The following is a 19,034-nucleotide window of genomic DNA, read 5'->3' as shown; positions in this document are numbered from 1 at the left end:
ATGGCTATGAAAAGAATTTTAACTACTTCACAGCGTGAACAACTTCTTTCTGTAGACCACTTATCAGAAGAGGATTTTAAAGCGTATTTTAGTTTTTCTGATTATGATCTGGAGGTTATTAATCAACACCGTGGAAAGGTCAATAAACTAGGATTTGCGATACAACTTTGTTTGGCCCGGTATCCTGGGTGTTCTTTAAGTAATTGGCCGATTAAATCAACCAGACTAACTTCTTATGTGAGTCGACAGCTCCATCTTGATGCAATTGATTTAAATTCATATGATCATAGAAATACACGTGCAAATCACTTCAACGAGATCTTAGAAGTATTCAACTATCATCGATTCGGTAGTGCTAATACACAAAAACAGTTAATAGAATATTTAATTGAACTAGCTTTAGAAAATGATGACTCTATCTATCTAATGAAAAAAACAATTGATTTCTTAACTCGAAAAAGAATTATTTTTCCATCTATAGCTACACTTGAAGACATTATAAGCCGCTGTCGAGATAAAGCAGAAAACAACTTATTTTCAATATTACTCTGTTCATTAACAGATATACAAATTGAAAAACTAGAGAGTTTGTTTCAAATTTATGAAGAGACGAAAATAACTAAACTCGCTTGGCTAAAAGACATTCCAGGTAAGGCAAATCCAGAAAGCTTTATGAGTATTTGTAAAAAAGTGGAAGTGATTGCTTCCATGGGACTCGGGACAATTAATGTCTCCCATATTAATCGGAACAGGTTTCTTCAGCTAGCTAGACTAGGGGAAAATTATGATGCATATGACTTCTCCCGTTTTGAGCTTGAAAAAAGATACTCTTTACTTATTGCTTTTTTAGTCAATCATCATCAATATCTGATCGATCAACTGATTGAGATTAATGACCGCATTTTAGCAAGTATTAAACGCAAAGGGACACGTGATTCACAAGAACAGTTAAAAGAAAAAGGAAAATTGGCTACTAAAAAATTGGAACATTATGCTTCTTTAATTGATGCTCTTCACTTTGCAAAAGATAATGATAGTAATCCTTTTGACGAAATTGAACGAATCATGCCTTGGGAAGATTTAGTACAAGATGGAGAAGAAGCTAAAAAAATTACAGGTAATAAAAATCATGGCTATTTAGAAATGGTTCGAAATAAAGCTAATTACCTCCGAAGATACACGCCAATGTTATTGAGGACCCTTTCGTTCAAAGCAACTCCGGCAGCAAATCCAGTCCTCATGGCCCTAACTCAACTAACTGATTTACACAATAGTGGTAAAAGAAAAATACCGGCAGATACTTCTACTGATTTTGTGAGTAAAAAATGGAAAAGCCTTGTTCGGCCAGAAGAGGGGAAAATAGATCGGTCTTACTATGAGTTAGTAGCTTTCACCGAGCTAAAGAACAATATTCGATCAGGAGATATTTCAGTTGAAGGAAGTATGATCCATCGAAATATTGATGATTACTTAGTTGATTTATCTGCTTGTATTGATTCAGAAACTATTCCAGACACGTTTGAGGACTATTTAAAGGATCGGGAAATAATTTTAGATTTACAGCTTCAATTTTATTCGACAGTTGATAAGAGAATTTCAAGAGCAAACCTTAAAAAGTTGGAAAAAGTTACACCTAGCGAAGCAGAAATATATAGAAAAAAACTTTATTCAATAATTCCTAAGATAAGGCTTAGTGATCTTTTAATTGAGGTGGACAGTTGGACCAACTTTTCACAAGAATTTAGTCATGATTCTACAGGGAAACCGCCGAGTGAACAAGAAAGAAAAATTATTTTTGCTGCTTTGCTGGGTTTAGGGATGAATATTGGTCTTGAAAAAATGGCCCAATCAACTCCTGGAATTTCTTATTCTCAGTTAGCCAATGCCAAACAATGGCGCTTTTATAAAGAAGCTCTGACTCGTGCTCAATCTGTTTTGGTTAATTATCAGTTAAAGCTTCCTGTTGCAGACTTTTGGGGTGAAGGAAAAACCACTGCTTCAGACGGAATGCGCGTCCCAGTGGGCGTCTCAGCTCTAAAATCCGATGTTAATCCACATTACAAAAGTATGGAAAAAGGAGCTACAATGATTCGATCAATAAATGATAGGCATACGACTCATCATATCGAGGTTGCTTCAACTAATACAAGGGAAGCTACTCATACCCTTGATGGCCTACTTTATCATGAAACAGATCTAGATATTGAGGAACATTTTACTGATACAAATGGGTATTCTGATCAGGTGTTTGGAATGACCGCATTACTAGGCTTTGATTTTGAACCTCGCATCAGAAATATAAAAAAATCACAATTATTTTCTATCAAATCACCTTCCTACTACCCTAACTTATCAGAAGATATAAGCGGAAAAATCAATGTAAAAATTATTGAAGAAAACTATGATGAAATTAAACGAATCGCCTATTCGATTCAAACAGGAAAAGTATCTAGTTCTTTACTATTAGGAAAGCTAGGCTCATACGCACGTAAGAATAGAGTAGCTCTTGCACTGAGAGAACTAGGTCGCATTGAAAAGAGCATTTTTATGATAGATTATATTACAGATAGTGAGCTACGGCGAAGGATCACTCATGGACTAAATAAGACAGAAGCGATTAATGCTTTAGCTAGAGAACTATTTTTTGGGCGACGCGGAAAATTTATGGAGCGCGATATTCGCCGACAACTTCAAAGTGCTAGTGCGCTTAATGTGTTAATAAATGCAATAAGTATATGGAACGCCGTCTACTTACAAGCAGCTTATAATTATCTCGTCAAAATAGATCCCGAAGTAACTAAGTATATGAAGCATGTATCTCCTATTAATTGGGAGCATATCACTTTTCTTGGAGAGTATAAATTTGACTTGTTATCTATTCCTAAACACTTAAGAGAATTGAATATAAAAAATAAATAGGCCTTGAAACATTGGTTTAGTGGGAATTTGTACCCCTTATCGATACAAATTCCCACTAAGCGCTCGGGACCCCAGGTAAGAAAAATTCATCAACGGAAACATGAAGTAACGATACAAGGTCATAAAGAACTTGTATGCTGGGGTGTTGCCCTTTATTTTCAATATTAGTTAAGTACCGTGGGTCAATTTCAATCAATGCTCCCACTTGTTCACGAGTTAAACCTCGTTTCAATCGAGCTTCTTTAATGGCTAAACCAAAGGCTCTAAAATCATATTTATCTTCTTTTTTACGCATAGTAGACCACCTCTATACATTTTATTGTTCCTACTGAATTAAAAACAGGTATAGAAAAACGTGTTATATGGTTTATAGGTTTATATTTAATAAAAAGCACTACTAAACGCCAATAAAAAAAACCGTTATATGGTAGTGCTATTTACGCTGTTAAAATATTGTATATTACTTCCAAATGGCGGTTTGTTGGAGGTCAACGTCGCCATGAAGTACATCATATACAATAAATTTCCTTACATTGGGTTCTTGTCAAAAAAAGTCGTCTATCTGCAATAGATAAGTACGTCCACCAATGTGGTTTTATAAATCATATAGATAGAATAACAGAAGCATGTAAACAGAGAAATAAATCTGTTTATATGCTTTTTTGGCTATTCAGAACTTTTTTACAAAGTTTATTTATCAGTAATGCAACAAATCCCCCTTTCACATTGGGACTAAGAGTGAAAGGAGATAAACGAGCAAGGCTCACTTCCTTTCCTAGACAGAAAGGGGGTGAGAAACATGAAACCATCTTCTTTTCAGACCACAATAGAAAATCAGTTTGACTATATCTGTAAACGTGCTATGGAAGACGAGCGAAAGAATTATATGCTTTATCTTTCAAGGATTGCAAAGCGTGAGGTGTCCTTTTCGGATGTTGGCGATTATCTTGTTAGCCAGTTTGCGACAACAGATAACTATTCAACTGACTTTCAGATTTTTACACTCAATGGGTTATCAGTAGGCGTTGAAAATGATTTGTTGAGTGAAGCATTACGTGAGTTGCCAGACAAGAAACGTGAAATTCTACTGCTGTTTTACTTTATGGACATGAGCGATTCAGAAATTGCAGACCTGTTGAAATTGAACCGTTCTACTGTCTATCGGCATAGAACCAGTGGACTAGCCTTAATTAAAAAGTTTATGGAGGAATTTGAAGAATGAAAACACAATATCCTATGATTCCCTTTCCTCTCATTGTAAAGGCAACAGATGGCGATACCGAAGCGATTAACCAGATTCTACATCATTACAGAGGGTACATAACGAAGCGTTCCCTACGACTTATGAAAGATGAATATGGCAATCAAAGTATGGTCGTTGATGAAGTCTTACGTGGAAGAATGGAAACCAGACTGATTACAAAGATTTTGTCATTTGAAATTAAGTAATATCCTCTCTCCTTTCGTGGAAGCGTGCTAAACCATTCCACGCTTCCCGAACAGGGAGGTTTGTTATTCCACCAAAGCATATTGAGCTTTCAATGTGTTTTGATAGGCTAACGAGCCATTGTTCTTTGAAAACTGAATAAAAGTAATCGAATACGTTTCGATAAGAAAAGAGCCAACGGAACTAACCGCCATGACCTATCTTATAAAGATAGCGAGCGATTCATGTTAGTGATCCGAGAAGCAATCTTTAGCAGGATTGCCTGCAACGACATTCTTATCGTGATAATGATACTCCCATACAGTCAATAGTCCGAGCGTGATAAAACCGTCGCAGGCAATGAGTATGGCTACATGAGAACCATGCAGGGGTGGAACTCCCGTGAGCTTTGCTAAAGCTGTTCGATTGCTGGTAAAACAACTTTTATGAAATCCAAATAAGTGATTTGGAAAGGAGGATTTTATGAAGCAGACTGACATTCCTATTTGGGAACGTTATACCCTAACCATTGAAGAAGCGTCAAAATATTTTCGTATTGGCGAAAACAAGCTACGACGCTTGGCAGAGGAAAATAAAAATGCAAATTGGCTGATTATGAATGGCAATCGTATTCAGATTAAACGAAAACAATTTGAAAAAATTATAGATACATTGGACGCAATCTAGCGTCGCCAAAGGGTCTTGTATATGATAAAATAGTATTAAGTCGTATCAAGGCTCTTTCCATAAAGGAAAGGAGCAAATGCCATGTCAGAAAAAAGACGTGACAATAAAGGTCGAATCTTAAAGACTGGAGAGAGCCAACGAAAAGACGGAAGATACTTATACAAATATATAGATTCATTTGGAGAACCGCAATTTGTTTACTCGTGGAAACTTGTGGCTACAGACCGAGTACCAGCAGGAAAGCGTGATTGTATCTCACTTAGAGAGAAAATCGCAGAGTTACAGAAAGACATTCATGATGGTATTGATGTTGTAGGAAAGAAAATGACACTCTGCCAGCTTTACGCAAAACAGAACGCTCAAAGACCAAAGGTTAGAAAAAACACTGAAACTGGACGCAAATATCTTATGGATATTTTGAAGAAAGACAAGTTAGGTGTAAGAAGTATTGACAGTATTAAGCCATCAGACGCTAAAGAATGGGCTATTAGAATGAGTGAAAATGGTTATGCTTATCAAACCATCAATAACTACAAACGTTCTTTAAAGGCTTCATTCTATATTGCTATACAAGATGATTGTGTTCGGAAGAATCCATTTGACTTTCAACTGAAAGCAGTTCTTGATGATGATACTGTCCCTAAGACCGTACTAACAGAAGAACAGGAAGAAAAACTGTTAGCCTTTGCAAAAGCTGATAAAACCTACAGCAAAAATTATGATGAAATTCTGATACTCTTAAAAACAGGTCTTCGTATTTCAGAGTTTGGTGGTTTGACACTTCCAGATTTAGATTTTGAGAATCGTCTTGTCAATATAGACCATCAGCTATTGAGAGATACTGAAATTGGGTACTACATTGAAACACCAAAGACCAAAAGTGGCGAACGTCAAGTTCCTATGGTTGAAGAAGCCTATCAAGCATTTAAGCGAGTGTTAGCGAATCGAAAGAATGATAAGCGTGTTGAGATTGATGGATATAGTGATTTCCTCTTTCTTAAATAGAAAGAACTATCCAAAAGTGGCAAGTGATTACAACGGCATGATGAAAGGTCTTGTTAAGAAATACAATAAGTATAACGAGGATAAATTGCCACACATCACTCCACATAGTTTGCGACATACATTCTGTACCAACTATGCAAATGCAGGAATGAATCCAAAGGCATTACAGTACATTATGGGACATGCTAATATAGCCATGACGCTGAACTATTACGCACATGCAACATTCGATTCTGCAATGGCAGAAATGAAACGCTTGAATAAAGAGAAGCAACAGGAGCGTCTTGTTGCTTAGTAGTACAAATGAATTTACTACTTATTTACCACTTCTGACAGCTAAGACATGAGGAAATATGCAAAGAAACGTGAAGTATCTTCCTACAGTAAAAATACTCGAAAGCACATAGAATAAGGCTTTACGAGCATTTAAGAAAATATAAAAAGATAATTAGAAATTTATACTTTGTTTTAAACAAAAAGAGCGAAATAGAATCTCGCTCTTGAATAAAAGTTAATGTAAAAATAGAAAAGCTTAAATCATATTTTAAAAATTTAATTCTTTTGATTATTTTATTTCTATAAATTTCTGATATATTTTCTTAGTTAATTCTTCTTGCTGGCTTGCTGTTAGTCGTGAAGAGGTACGAATCAGAACTGTACCATATACATAATGAGAACCAGGTTGAAGAGAGGTTCCATCATATGTACTAATATATTTATTACGCTGTTCTGCTTCCTCTTTTGTTTTATATACCTCTATATTTCCGCCTGCATCATTTCCTTTTTGAATAATATCAGAACCCTCCACCGGAGGAGTTACTTGATTATCTACAAAATAAACAGACGCCGTATAACCACCTTGTTTATTTAGATGCTTATTAGGATCATTACTTTCTGTCACAGATTGTACTCCAGTAATTGTATCAACTTCTTTAAGTCTTTCCTCAATAAATGTACTAGATGGATTCGTAATTTGTTTTAATTGAGTGACGCTATTTTTGTATTTTTCAAGTTTATTCTTTAATTCATTTTGATTTTCTTCATAACTTATTGGTTGATTCATTTCATTAATTTGATTTTCAATATCTTTTGTTTTTTTCTCCATTTCTGGTACTTTTCTTATTGATTTTTGAGTTTTTTCTACAGAATTCTTTAAGTCATCTAAAGTATTTGATTCTAATGCTTCTTCGCCTTTTTCAACTACCGTTTCGGCCTCAGATACTAAGTCTTCAATATCCTTATTTTTTTCTTTTAGAGATACCGAAGCTTTTTCAAAATTACTGACAGCAGTTTTATAAGGTACATAAGATAAAAAGTAATAACCTAAACCAACACCTAGTATCGCAAATATCATAATTGATATGACTACTACAATTTTTTTCATATTTACTTCCTTTTCAAAAAAATATTTATTTTATTATACTATTATTAGTTTGTATTTTCAAACAATTATATAAATTTTTTTTAACAAAAAGAGCGAGATAAAATCTCGCTCTTGAATGGATTTCGTTTTAATTCTAAGGCAAATCATTTCCTGCTGCTAGGTAAATCTCATACCATTCTTTTCGAGTCAAACTAAAGTTACTTGCTTGGCTTGCTTCTAGCAAATGTTTTGGATTTGTTGTCCCTACTACAGCTTGCATCTTGGCTGGATAGCGTAACACCCAAGCGATAGCAATGGCTGATGGGCTTACACCGTATTTTAAGGCTAGTCGATTTAGAACTTCATTTAGATCATGAAATTGCTCTTTTCCAACAAAATTACCCTTAAAATAGCCAAACTGCAAGACTGACCAAGCCTGAATGACCATATCATTCAGTTTGCAGTATTCAAAGACGCTACCATCACGCAAAGCTGCCTTGTCACCTTCCATATTGACATGGAAACCTGATTCAAAACCTGGCGTGAAAGCTGCGCTTAGCTGTAATTGATTGATAGATAAAGGTTGTTTAACCTCTTTCTTCAGTAATTCCATCATCATTGGATTTTGGTTGGATACACCAAAGTCTCGAACCTTACCTGATTTTTGTAGAATATCAAAAGCTTCTGCCACTTGGTTAGCTTCCATCAAGGCATCTGGGCGATGGAGAAGCAAGCTATCTAGATAATCAACCTGCAATCGTTGTAGAATCCCATCAACTGACTCTAAAATATAATCTTTTGAAAAATCAAAATAGGTAAATTCTTCTATGCGAATGCCACACTTAGACTGAATCCACATCTTTTCACGCAGGTCAGGACGATTGTTTAACACTTGACCCAACAATTCTTCGCACCGACCACGACCATAGATATCTGCCAAGTCAAAGGCGTTGATTCCCACAGATAGGGCTGTTTCTACCAGCTCTTCAACTTCTTTGACCGACTTGTCACTGATTCGCATCATGCCTAGGACGATTTCGGACAATTCTCTTTTCTCTTGACCGAATGGAATGTATTTCATGGCAACTTCCTCCGTTTTTCTTCATTATAAAGCAGAATGCCTCTTTTATCAACTATAGTCATACAAAAGAAAAGAACCAGTTCAAACTGGTTCTTTTAAATCTTATCCAATCACACTTCCGTTTGGTACGGCTGGATCAACTGTGAGAAGGGTTAATTTGCCATCATGTTCAGCTGAGAGAATCATCCCTTGGCTGACATATTTTTTCATCATTTTACGTGGTTTAAGGTTGGCAACGATTTGGACTTTCTTGCCGACCAATTCTTGTTCGTTTGGATAGTACTTAGCAATTCCTGAGAGGATTTGACGATCTTCACCATCTCCAGCATCCAAGCGGAATTGAAGCAACTTATCAGAACCTTCTACTTTAGAAACTTCTTTGACTTCAGCAACACGGATTTCAACCTTATCGAAGTCTTCAAATTTGATTTCATCCTTGTTGAGTTTGAGTTCAACTTCATCTGGATTCCATTCTTTTTCGACGGCTGGCTTGTTACCTTCCATTTGTTCCTTGATATAGGCGATTTCTTCTTCCATATCCAGACGTGGGAATATAGGTGTTCCTTTGGCAATTACAGTTACACCTGCAGGTAAATCAGCCAAGCTCAGGTTTTCAAGGCTAGAAACTTCTGCAAGTCCAAGTTGAGTCAAAACTGCACGACTGGTTTCCATCATAAATGGCTCAATCAAGTGAGCTACGACACGAAGGCTGGCTACCAAGTGGCTCATAACACTTGCCAATTGGTCACGAAGAGCTTCATCCTTGGCCAGTACCCATGGAGCTGTCTCATCGATGTATTTATTAGTACGTGAGATAAGAATCCAGACTGCTTCAAGCGCACGCGGATAGTCAACTGCTTCCATGTGTGTATGGTAGTCAGCGATTGATTGTTCTGCAACATCAGCAAGAGCATTGTCAAACTCTGTCACACCCTCTACATAGGCAGGGATTTGACCATCAAAGTACTTGTTAATCATTGAAACCGTACGGTTGAGGAGATTTCCAAGGTCATTGGCCAATTCATAGTTGATACGGCCGACGTAGTCCTCAGGAGTGAAGGTTCCGTCTGAACCCACTGGAAGGCTACGCATGAGGTAGTAACGAAGTGGATCAAGTCCATAACGTTCTACTAACATTTCAGGATAAACGACATTTCCTTTAGACTTAGACATCTTACCGTCTTTCATGACAAACCAACCATGGGCAATCAATCGATCAGGCAATTTCATATCCAACATCATGAGAAGGATTGGCCAGTAGATTGAGTGGAAACGAAGGATGTCTTTTCCAACCATGTGGAAGACTGTTCCATTCCAGAATTTATCGTAGTTAGCATGATCCTCTTGACCATAACCAAGAGCAGTCGCATAGTTTAGAAGGGCATCAATCCAAACATAGACAACGTGTTTTGGATTTGATGGAACTGGCACACCCCATGTAAAGGTTGTACGTGATACTGCCAAGTCTTCCAAACCGGGCTCAATAAAGTTTTTCAACATTTCATTGAGACGTCCATCTGGAGTGATGAAGTCAGGATGTGATTTGAAAAATTCAACCAAACGATCTTGGTATTTGCTGAGGCGAAGGAAGTATGATTCTTCAGATACCCATTCCACTTCGTGACCTGATGGAGCGATACCGCCGGTTACATTTCCTGCTTCGTCACGGAAAACTTCCACAAGTTGACTTTCTGTAAAGAATTCCTCATCTGAAACTGAATACCAACCAGAGTATTCACCCAAGTAAATATCATCTTGAGCAAGCAAGCGTTCAAAAACTTGAGCCACTACTTTTTCATGGTAGTCATCAGTTGTACGGATAAATTTATCATATGAGATATCCAGTAATTGCCAGAGTTCTTTGACTCCAACTGCCATGCCATCAACATAGGCTTGAGGTGTGATCCCAGCTTCTTCTGCTTTTTGTTGAATCTTTTGACCATGCTCGTCAAGACCAGTCAGATAAAAGACGTCATATCCCATAAGGCGTTTGTATCGTGCTAGGACGTCACAGGCAATAGTTGTGTAGGCAGAACCGATATGAAGTTTACCAGATGGATAGTAAATCGGTGTTGTTATATAAAAATTCTTTTCAGACATAATATTTCCTTTCCAGGCTAATGAAACCTGTTTTTCTAACACTTCATTATACCATATTTTTAGTGATTTTCGAAATGGAAATCCATACAAAAAACAAGATAGACAAGTGTCCATCTTGTTTTTCCTGTTGTTTATTTTATTCATATCGAAGGGCTTCAATCGGGTCTAGTTTAGAAGCCTTGTTGGCTGGTAAAACACCAAATATCATACCGATACCAGCTGAGACAGCTAAACTAAAGAGAGCGATTGGGATGGATACGCCAACTTCGATTCCTGCAATCATGTTTTGAAGAAGGACACCTGCAAGCATAGTCACCCCTGCAGCCAGCACCAGACCGATGACCCCTCCTAACAAGGTTAGAATCATGGATTCAATCAAGAACTGAACCAGAATATTACCCCGAGTTGCTCCTAGTGCTTTCCGTAGACCAATCTCGCGGGTACGCTCTGTCACTGAAACGAGCATAATGTTCATAACACCAGTACCACCGACAAAAAGGGAAATCCCTGCAATGGCACTAATAATCGTTGTTATGAAGCCAAAGAGTTGTTGAACTTCTTGGAAGGCAGCAGACGCATCTGCAACTTGATATTCCCCTTGTTGAAGACCTGCAATCTCTGTCATTCTTCTTGCCAACTCTGGTCCTAAAGTCTGGGTTAAGCTAGTATCATTGACACGAAAGACAATATTTGAAATCTCATCTGTGTTAAAATTAGCTGCTAAGGAAATATTGGTCGTGATTGGTAGTCCTCCGACACCAAATGTTTTCGCAGCCTTAGCTTCCTTACTTGCATAAACACCAATAACACGGTAACTGATTTCATTTACTTCAACAATTTGGTTGAGAGCTTCTTGTGCTGAACCAAAAAGGCTATTGGCAAGCTCTTCATCTAAAATGATCACACTTGCGAAATCCTTATAATCTTGCGCTCTAAGGCCACGACCTGCAATGATTTCATTTTCGACCGCATCCATATAGGTGACATTCCCACCCGTCATGTTAGCGTGTTCGACCTTTTTATCCTTATAAGTCAAGGTCACATTGGCTGAGTTGGTCACATAGTAGCTATCCACTCCCTTAAGCTTAGCAGCTTCCTTGACCCATGCTTCTTGAGGTTTTGGTGGTTCAACAAAATCTTCTTCTCGACCACCAGACAAGGTCAATGCAGATTGTCTTTGTGTAAAGGAACCGTCCTTACTCTTTGTAGGTGAGAAAAAGACATGGATATCTTTCTGGGACTTGGTCATATTTTTATTGACCTGACGAGACATGGAATCACCTAAGGCCATAATCACGACAACTGAGGAAACACCGATGATAATACCGATCATGGTCAAGAAGGAGCGCATCTTGTGGGCCATAATGGATGAAAAGGCAAATTTCAGATTCTGCATCTTAGTTTTCCTCCTTTTCTACGAGACCACTATCAGATGAAATGACGCCATCACGAATGACAATCTGACGCTTAGCGTAAGCAGCGATTTCAGGCTCATGCGTAACCATAATGATGGTTTTTCCTTCTTTGTTTAATTCAACCAAGAGTTGCATGATTTGATTTCCTGTTTTGGTATCAAGTGCTCCAGTCGGTTCGTCTGCTAGAATGATTGAAGGATTGTTGACTAGAGCACGCGCAATGGCAACCCTTTGCTTCTGACCACCTGACAACTCCGAAGGCAAGTGATGACTACGCTCTGTCAGTTCAACCTTTTCCAGATACTCTTCTGCTAATTTGCGACGTTTTGAAGCTGAAACTCCCGCATAAATCAAGGGCAGTTCTACGTTTTGAAGAGCATTGAGCTTGGACAAGAGAAAGAATTGTTGAAAGACGAAGCCGATTTCCTGATTTCGAACCTTGGCTAATTGTTTTTCACCTAAACCAGCTACTTCTTTTCCATCTAGAAAATACTGACCACTTGTAGGTGTATCTAACATACCGATGGTATTCATGAGGGTGGACTTACCAGAACCTGATGGTCCCATGATTGCTACGAATTCTCCCTCGTGAACTTCTAGATTAATGTTTTTAAGGACTTGAAGTTCTTGATCACCATTGCGATAGCTACGACAGATATTTTTGAGGCTAATTAGTTGCTTCATCAGTCTTCACCTCTTTTCCTTCTTGCAAGGAAGCTGTCGGATTACTGATGACTTTTGCTCCATCTGTCAGACCAGATGTGATTTCTTGATTTTCTGCATCTGCATTGCCCAATCCAACTTCAACTTTTTTGGCCTTTTGATTTTCATCAAGGATCCAAACATAGTTTTTCTCTTCTTCCATGACTACGCTGGTGATCGGAACAATCAATGCTTTGCTAGTGCTTTTCACTTCGACACTGACTGTAAAGCCCTGTTTCAAATCACCGATTTCACTAGTTACATCGACTGTATATGGATATTTAGACCCTGTGTTTGAACCAGCCAAGCTACTACTTGCTTCACTGTTATTTTTTGGATAATTTGAAATATAGCTAATCTTACCATTCCAAGTTTTATCTGGGTAAACCTTGGAAGTGAAAGTGACTTCTTGACCTACAGATAGATTGGCAAGGTTGTACTCAGAAAGCTCTCCCTTGACCTGCAAGTTATCGTTACTTACGATATGAACCAAAACTTGACTATTTCCTGTTGGAGATTTTGAAACGTTACGATTCACTTCAACAACTGTTCCCTCCACCGTACTCAATACCGTAGCAGCATTCAACTGGGCTTGAGCTTTTTCAAGTTGCGCTTCTGCATCTGCACGCACATCACGAGCATCGCTGATTTGAGAATCAATAGCAGCTGTGGCAGAACCGGATGACTGAGCTGGCGCTTGTCCAGTTGCTCCTTCTAGACCTGCTTGCGGAAGGTTAGGTGTTGCTGCGGCGGTATTTCGAGACTCATTCAGTTCATTGATATGACGGTCAGCTTTAGCAACTGCACGACTGGCAGCATCATAGGCAGCCTGGGCTTCTGTGCTACTATACTTGACTAAGGCCTGGCCCTCGCTTACCTTATCACCAACTGAAACTAGAACCTCATCCAAATCTCCCTTGCTGCCATCAAAATAAACATATTGTTCTTTTTGAGCAGTTACACTACCCGATAGAAGAACCGATGAAGCAACCGTTCCCTCTTTTGCTACAGCGATTTTAGCAGGTTCGTCAATTGCTGCACTTTGGTTTGGTTGTCTAAATAGGAGAATAGCTCCAGCACCAATTACGATGGCTGTTGCAACCCCAATAGCAGTATATAAAGGCCATTTCTTGGCTGTTTTCTTTCTTTTCATAAGAACTCCTTCTTTACAAATATATATTAAGATTATAGCACAAGTCTCAAAAATGGACAATTTCTTTCTAACAATCCAAATTTATTTGTAAGATCCTTTTATTGTTGTATTAGTTATATAATACACTTTCTTTTTTATTTTTGCAAGCATTTTCTTAAAATTTTTAAGCGTAGCAGATTTTTGCATTGACTCCCAAAAAAAGATAGAATATGACTAGAAAACAAGTAAAGGAGCTTTCTATGAGAGAATATGATATTATCGCTATCGGTGGAGGTAGCGGGGGTATTGCTACCATGAATCGTGCTGGTGAACATGGCGCTAAAGCCGCAGTTATTGAGGAAAAGAAATTAGGTGGAACTTGTGTCAATATTGGGTGCGTTCCTAAGAAAATTATGTGGTACGGTGCTCAAATCGCAGAGAGCATCCACAAATATGGGCCTGACTATGGTTTTACAAGTACTGGCAATGAATTTGATTATGCAAGGCTTCGTAAAAATCGTGAAGCCTATATTGATCGTGCTCGCTCTTCTTATGGTGGAAGCTTTAAGCGTAACGGAGTTGATTTGATTGAAGGACGCGCCGAGTTCGTTGATGCTCATACTGTTAGTGTCAATGGAGAGTTGATCCGTGCTAAGCACATCGTGATTGCAACTGGGGCACATCCTCGTATTCCTACCATTCCTGGTGCTGAACTAGGTGGTAGTTCTGATGATGTCTTTGCTTGGGAAAAGTTGCCAGATTCTGTAGCCATTCTGGGTGCTGGTTACATTGCTGTCGAATTAGCTGGCGTGCTCCATACCCTTGGTGTGCAGACAGATTTATTCGTCCGTCGCGAGCGTCCGCTCCGTGGATTTGATAGTTATATTGTTGAGAGTCTAGTTCAAGAAATGGAAAATACTGGATTACACCTCCACACCCATAAGGTTCCTGCTAAACTTGAAGAAACTGAACAAGGCATTACCATTCATTTCGAAGATGGGAGCACTCATACTACCAGTCAAGTTATATGGGCAACTGGTCGCCGTCCAAATGTTGAAGGGCTCCAGCTTGAGAAAGCAGGTGTTACCCTCAATGAACGTGGTTTCATTCAAGTTGACGAATACCAAAATACAGTCGTTGATGGTATCTATGCTCTAGGAGATGTCACGGGTGAGAAAGAACTAACTCCCGTCGCTATCAAGGCTGGTCGTACCCTATCCGAGAGACTTTTCAACGGTAAAACCAATGCTAAAATGGACTACACTACTATTCCAACTGTTGTCTTCTCACATCCAGCTATCGGAACTGTCGGTCTGACTGAGGAAGAAGCTATCAAAGAGTATGGACAAGAAAACATTAAAGTTTATACTTCAAAATTTGCTTCTATGTATTCAGCAGTCACTAGCCACCGTCAAGAAGCCCGCTTCAAGCTCATTACAGCTGGTGAGAACGAAAAGGTAGTTGGCCTTCATGGTATCGGCTACGGCGTCGACGAAATGATTCAAGGTTTTGCAGTTGCTATCAAGATGGGAGCTACAAAAGCTGATTTTGATGCGACGGTCGCTATCCATCCTACAGGTTCAGAAGAATTTGTGACCATGCGTTAATACAAAAAAGACCATCTTGGTCACTCAGATTGAAGAAAAAGCCTATTTAGGACCATTTTCTTCAATCTTTTTCTTTTATTAGAGCAAATTATAAAACACTTAAAAATAGCATCCCATCAGGATTCCTAAGTGTTTGCACTATATGATAGCCAACTTCCATAAGGCTCATCTTTTTATTACTGATAAGATTTACCTGTGTTTTGAAAAATCTCTTGTCCTCCGGCTCTCTCTAAATCGGCCATTACAGATTTGTAACCTTTATTTTTAAAACAGGTTGACAATCATCCCCCTTCCAGTATAATAGTTACTATAAATTAAAAAAGAGGTTAACTATTATGAAAAAAGCACATATTTACGCTATTCCTGCTATTGGAGCTGCTCTGATTGCAGTATTAGCCCAAATCAGTGTCCCAATTGGACCTGTTCCGTTTACTCTACAAAACTTTGCTATCGGACTCATTGCTACTGTTTTTAGACCAAGGGAAGCCGTTCTTTCTGTTGGTCTCTATCTCTTGCTGGGTGCTATCGGTATTCCTGTCTTTGCCAGTGGGGGAGCTGGTTTTCATGTTTTGGTAGGTCCAAGCGCTGGCTATCTTTGGTTTGACCTTGTCTATGCTGGACTTACGTCCTATCTTATCCATAAGAAAAGTGGCTATATTCGTATCTTTCTTGCAAATCTCTTGGGAGATTCCCTTGTCTTTGTTGGTGGTATTCTCAGCCTCCACTTCCTTGCTGGCATGCCTTTTGATAAAGCACTAGCTGTCGGTGTCATTCCCTTTATCATTCCTGATCTTGCAAAAATCCTTACCATCAGTTTTATCGGTCGACCACTCCTTCAACGTCTCCGTACTCAATCCTATTTTTCAAGCAAATAAAAAGAGGCCGGGTTTTTCCCAGCTTCTTTTGGATTATTCTTACATGATTGCTTATTGATTCTTAAAGGCATCGACCATCACTTGAAACTCCTCGTTTGAGAGGGTGATTCCTTTCCCCATCTTAGTGTGGTCTGGACTCCAAGCACGAATGTCAAACTTTGCTGGTGCCCCATTAAAGCTGACACGATTGATTTCCTTGGTCCAACCTTTTTCATTCTCTGAGAGCGTAAGTAAGTGTTCTTCGATTTCAAATGTAAATTCTGCCATTGTATTCTCCTTTTAATTGTCTTCACTTGATTATTCGTAAAATCTTGTAGATTTTTTTAAAATTGTATATAATAATGGTAAAAAGAAGGGAGGCTCCGATGAAAGATTTATTTAAACATATTCAACAAAAATTCCAAGGATTTCTCAACGGACGAGAAGAACCAGATCATTCCAAAGCTGACTCCCTGACAAGTGCCATTAAAGAGGCACTCCTGAAAAAAACTGCTGTCCACATTATTTTTTCAGATACAAGTTTTACAGGGGATATCATCAAATTTGATACAGACCGCCAGCAAATTATCGTTAAAAATTTTGCAAAAAATGTGACCCGCATTATTCGAATCCCAGATATTCGAAAAATAAGTTTTGTTCCCTCAACTGTCCAAACTGCCCAAAAAAATCGATTTAAGAAAGAGTGAGATGAGTTTTCTTCATCTCACTCTTTTCTATTAACGGATTTGTTCAAAATGAAGATGAACAGCAATATGTTCTCCGTAACCACTTCTCTCTAAATCCCGTTGCAAACGGTAAGAGATATAGTGTTCAGCGATGGTGATGTAACCTGCACCAAGCAAGCGATGCTCAACCATTGATTGAATCATGCTGATTGTCGCACGCTCCACTTTTGCCTCTTCTAGATCCAAGACAACTTTCTTAGTTACCTGAGCTAGATTTTGACGTAAATCATCTGTCAAAACATAAACCGTTTGAGCAGCTTTGAGAATGGCTTGATAGATTTTATCTGGATCAAAGTCGGCAACTTGTCCATCACGTTTAATGACTTGCATAGGCTTCTCCTTTTAATTTGTATTTTCTTTAATGTCCGCTAACATTTTAGCTTCTTCTACTGTTAATTCATAATTTTCCAACAAATCTGGTCTACGCTCATAAGTTTTTTTGAGACTTTCATAGAGACGCCATTGGCGAATCTTCTCATGATGCCCACTCATAAGCACTTCTGGAACCACCATTCCACGATAATCATAAGGACGAGTGTACTGAGGATATTCAAGGAGCCCAGATGAAAAGCTATCATCTTGGTGACTGGTTTCCTTCCCAATTACTTCTGGTATCAAGCGAACCGTCGCATCAATCATGGTCATAGCCGCCAATTCTCCTCCAGTTAGCACATAATCACCTAGGGAAATCTCATCTGTTACCAAGGTCTTAATGCGTTCATCATAGCCCTCGTAGTGACCACAGATAAAGATGAGTTCCTCTTCTTGTGCTAAATCTTCAGCATAAGCTTGGTCAAACTGCTTACCAGCAGGATCCAAAAGGATCACGCGCGGATTTTTCTTTTGAATAGCATCAAAGGCATCAAATATTGGTTGCGCACGTAGCAACATGCCTTGACCACCACCGTAGGGTTCGTCATCAACATGACGAGCCTTTTCAGCATAGTCACGAAAATTATGATACTGGATATCCAAGAGCCCTTTTTCACGTGCCTTTCCAACGATAGAATGTTCTAGTGGAGAAAACATCTCTGGAAAGAGGGTTAAAATATCAATCTTCATCGTCTAACCCTTCTAAGATTTCCACATCAACCCGTTTATTCGGAATATCAACATTGAGCACGACCGGTGGGATATATGGTAAAAGCAGATCACGTTTTCCCTTACGCTTAACTACCCAAACATCATTGGCCCCTGGTTGCAAGATTTCCTTAATGGTTCCAATCAAGTTGTCACCCTCGTAGACCTCTAGTCCAATAATCTCGTGATAGTAAAATTCACCCTCATCCAGGTCATTAAGGTTTTCTTCCGCAACCTTCAAACTGTAGCCCTTGTATTTTTCGATATCATTGATGTGATACATATCCTTAAATTTGATGATATCAAAGTTTTTATGCTTACGGTGACTTGCTATAGTCACAGTTTTAACAAATTGATCCTTCTCATCAAACAAGGCCAGCTCTGCACCTTTTTTAAAGCGTTCTTCCGAAAAATCCGTCACAGATAAGGCTCTCATCTCACCTTGCAAACCTTGCGTATTGACGATTTTTCCAACGTTAAAATAGTTCATTTGATCTCCTGTGTATGTTTCTCCCTTTATTTTATCACGTTCTAGGTATTTTCACAAGTTGGAGAAAAAAGCTAGTTCTGACCCTCGGCTTCTAAATATCCTTCCAAATCTCGTTCATGCTGATATTAGATAGCTGCCTTTTTGTCTTTTTCAAAAATAGTCTTGGTTAGATCAATGTCGTTGATGGCTGCAATTGCGACGGTGTAGTGAATGATATCAGCAAGTTCTTTGGCAAGTTCCTCGTTAGAATCCTGAACCCCTTCTTTTCGACCAGAGCGTCCATTTAAAACCTCAGCGACTTCTCCAACTTCCTCCACTAGCTTGATAAAAAGACCTTCCTCAGTCCGAGACTACTGGTAATGTTCGAGTAATACTCTTCGAAAATCAAATTCAAACTACGTCAGCTTCACCTTGCCGTACTCCAGTA

Annotated in this window: 17 protein-coding genes and 3 pseudogenes; 8 read left to right on the top strand and 12 right to left on the bottom strand. The window is 38.6% G+C overall.

What is annotated here, in order from left to right; genetic code table 11:
- Positions 1 to 2,919, top strand: coding sequence for a Tn3 family transposase (locus QEZ38_RS03945; protein WP_001240982.1), 2,919 nt, complete (start codon positions 1 to 3; stop codon positions 2,917 to 2,919).
- 73 nt (positions 2,920 to 2,992) lie between these two features.
- Here the strand turns inward: QEZ38_RS03945 and QEZ38_RS03940 are convergent.
- Positions 2,993 to 3,214, bottom strand: a pseudogene (locus QEZ38_RS03940) (helix-turn-helix domain-containing protein); the annotation flags it as partial.
- Positions 3,215 to 3,718: 504 nt separating this feature from the next.
- On the opposite strand from QEZ38_RS03940, the gene QEZ38_RS03935 reads away from it, so the two are divergent.
- From QEZ38_RS03935 to QEZ38_RS03915, 4 genes and pseudogenes are all read left to right on the top strand, one after another.
- On the top strand, positions 3,719 to 4,141 hold the full coding sequence (locus tag QEZ38_RS03935) for a sigma-70 family RNA polymerase sigma factor (RefSeq protein WP_000804885.1): 423 nt from the start codon (positions 3,719 to 3,721) through the stop codon (positions 4,139 to 4,141).
- A complete protein-coding gene (locus tag QEZ38_RS03930) occupies positions 4,138 to 4,368 on the top strand; it encodes a helix-turn-helix domain-containing protein (RefSeq protein ID WP_000857133.1) in 231 nt (76 codons plus the stop codon). The genes QEZ38_RS03935 and QEZ38_RS03930 overlap by 4 nt, the downstream gene beginning before the upstream one ends.
- A 460-nt stretch (positions 4,369 to 4,828) precedes the next feature.
- A complete protein-coding gene (locus tag QEZ38_RS03920) occupies positions 4,829 to 5,032 on the top strand; it encodes an excisionase (protein ID WP_000814511.1) in 204 nt (67 codons plus the stop codon).
- 81 nt (positions 5,033 to 5,113) lie between these two features.
- A pseudogene (locus QEZ38_RS03915) lies at positions 5,114 to 6,332 on the top strand (tyrosine-type recombinase/integrase).
- Positions 6,333 to 6,602: 270 nt separating this feature from the next.
- Here the strand turns inward: QEZ38_RS03915 and QEZ38_RS03910 are convergent.
- The 6 genes from QEZ38_RS03910 to QEZ38_RS03885 form a co-directional block, all read right to left on the bottom strand.
- A complete protein-coding gene (locus QEZ38_RS03910; RefSeq protein WP_248035507.1) occupies positions 6,603 to 7,421 on the bottom strand; it encodes an EbhA in 819 nt (272 codons plus the stop codon).
- A 133-nt stretch (positions 7,422 to 7,554) separates the two neighbouring features.
- Positions 7,555 to 8,481, bottom strand: a complete 927-nt coding sequence (locus QEZ38_RS03905) for an aldo/keto reductase (RefSeq protein WP_248035431.1) — start codon at positions 8,479 to 8,481, stop codon at positions 7,555 to 7,557.
- Positions 8,482 to 8,583: 102 nt separating this feature from the next.
- Positions 8,584 to 10,581 carry a methionine--tRNA ligase gene (gene metG, locus QEZ38_RS03900; RefSeq protein WP_281335107.1) on the bottom strand — a complete coding sequence of 666 codons (1,998 nt, stop codon included), beginning with the start codon at positions 10,579 to 10,581 and terminating at the stop codon, positions 8,584 to 8,586.
- A 136-nt stretch (positions 10,582 to 10,717) separates the two neighbouring features.
- Entirely contained in the window at positions 10,718 to 11,977 is a 1,260-nt protein-coding gene (locus QEZ38_RS03895) for an ABC transporter permease (protein ID WP_281335106.1), read from the bottom strand.
- A 1-nt stretch (position 11,978) separates the two neighbouring features.
- The gene (locus QEZ38_RS03890) at positions 11,979 to 12,680 is read right to left on the bottom strand and encodes an ABC transporter ATP-binding protein (protein ID WP_045615203.1); all 702 of its coding nucleotides are present in this window, start codon (positions 12,678 to 12,680) and stop codon (positions 11,979 to 11,981) included.
- A complete protein-coding gene (locus QEZ38_RS03885; protein ID WP_281335105.1) occupies positions 12,664 to 13,851 on the bottom strand; it encodes an efflux RND transporter periplasmic adaptor subunit in 1,188 nt (395 codons plus the stop codon). Before QEZ38_RS03885 ends, QEZ38_RS03890 begins: the two co-directional genes overlap by 17 nt.
- Before the next feature lie 239 nt (positions 13,852 to 14,090).
- Between QEZ38_RS03885 and gor the strand changes: the two genes are divergently transcribed.
- Both gor and QEZ38_RS03875 read left to right on the top strand, forming a co-directional pair.
- Positions 14,091 to 15,437 carry a glutathione-disulfide reductase gene (gene gor / locus QEZ38_RS03880; protein WP_248035422.1) on the top strand — a complete coding sequence of 449 codons (1,347 nt, stop codon included), beginning with the start codon at positions 14,091 to 14,093 and terminating at the stop codon, positions 15,435 to 15,437.
- A 335-nt stretch (positions 15,438 to 15,772) separates the two neighbouring features.
- Positions 15,773 to 16,312: a biotin transporter BioY gene (locus QEZ38_RS03875; protein WP_248035420.1), complete on the top strand. Its 540-nt coding sequence runs from the start codon at positions 15,773 to 15,775 to the stop codon at positions 16,310 to 16,312.
- Positions 16,313 to 16,363: 51 nt separating this feature from the next.
- Here the strand turns inward: QEZ38_RS03875 and QEZ38_RS03870 are convergent, their stop codons facing one another.
- Positions 16,364 to 16,579, bottom strand: coding sequence for a YdbC family protein (locus QEZ38_RS03870; RefSeq protein WP_000807425.1), 216 nt, complete (start codon positions 16,577 to 16,579; stop codon positions 16,364 to 16,366).
- A gap of 98 nt (positions 16,580 to 16,677) precedes the next feature.
- On the opposite strand from QEZ38_RS03870, the gene QEZ38_RS03865 reads away from it, so the two are divergent.
- Positions 16,678 to 16,998: a hypothetical protein gene (locus QEZ38_RS03865; protein WP_248035418.1), complete on the top strand. Its 321-nt coding sequence runs from the start codon at positions 16,678 to 16,680 to the stop codon at positions 16,996 to 16,998.
- Between the two features lie 30 nt (positions 16,999 to 17,028).
- Here QEZ38_RS03865 and QEZ38_RS03860 read toward each other — a convergent pair whose 3' ends face one another.
- From QEZ38_RS03860 to QEZ38_RS03845, 4 genes and pseudogenes are all read right to left on the bottom strand, one after another.
- The gene (locus QEZ38_RS03860; RefSeq protein WP_001196044.1) at positions 17,029 to 17,367 is read right to left on the bottom strand and encodes an ATP cone domain-containing protein; all 339 of its coding nucleotides are present in this window, start codon (positions 17,365 to 17,367) and stop codon (positions 17,029 to 17,031) included.
- A 12-nt stretch (positions 17,368 to 17,379) separates the two neighbouring features.
- A complete protein-coding gene (trmD, locus tag QEZ38_RS03855; RefSeq protein ID WP_248035416.1) occupies positions 17,380 to 18,099 on the bottom strand; it encodes a tRNA (guanosine(37)-N1)-methyltransferase TrmD in 720 nt (239 codons plus the stop codon).
- Positions 18,089 to 18,607 (bottom strand): ribosome maturation factor RimM, encoded by a 519-nt coding sequence (rimM, locus tag QEZ38_RS03850; protein ID WP_248035415.1) that lies wholly within the window; start codon positions 18,605 to 18,607, stop codon positions 18,089 to 18,091. The genes trmD and rimM overlap by 11 nt, the downstream gene beginning before the upstream one ends.
- Before the next feature lie 125 nt (positions 18,608 to 18,732).
- A pseudogene (locus QEZ38_RS03845) lies at positions 18,733 to 18,978 on the bottom strand (MazG nucleotide pyrophosphohydrolase domain-containing protein); the annotation flags it as partial.
- Positions 18,979 to 19,034: the final 56 nt, after the last annotated feature.

Source organism: Streptococcus taonis, from assembly GCF_029948085.1.
GTDB lineage: Bacteria > Bacillota > Bacilli > Lactobacillales > Streptococcaceae > Streptococcus > Streptococcus taonis.
Note: the sequence above shows the minus strand (reverse complement) of the source record. Positions and strands in the feature narration are given on the sequence as shown.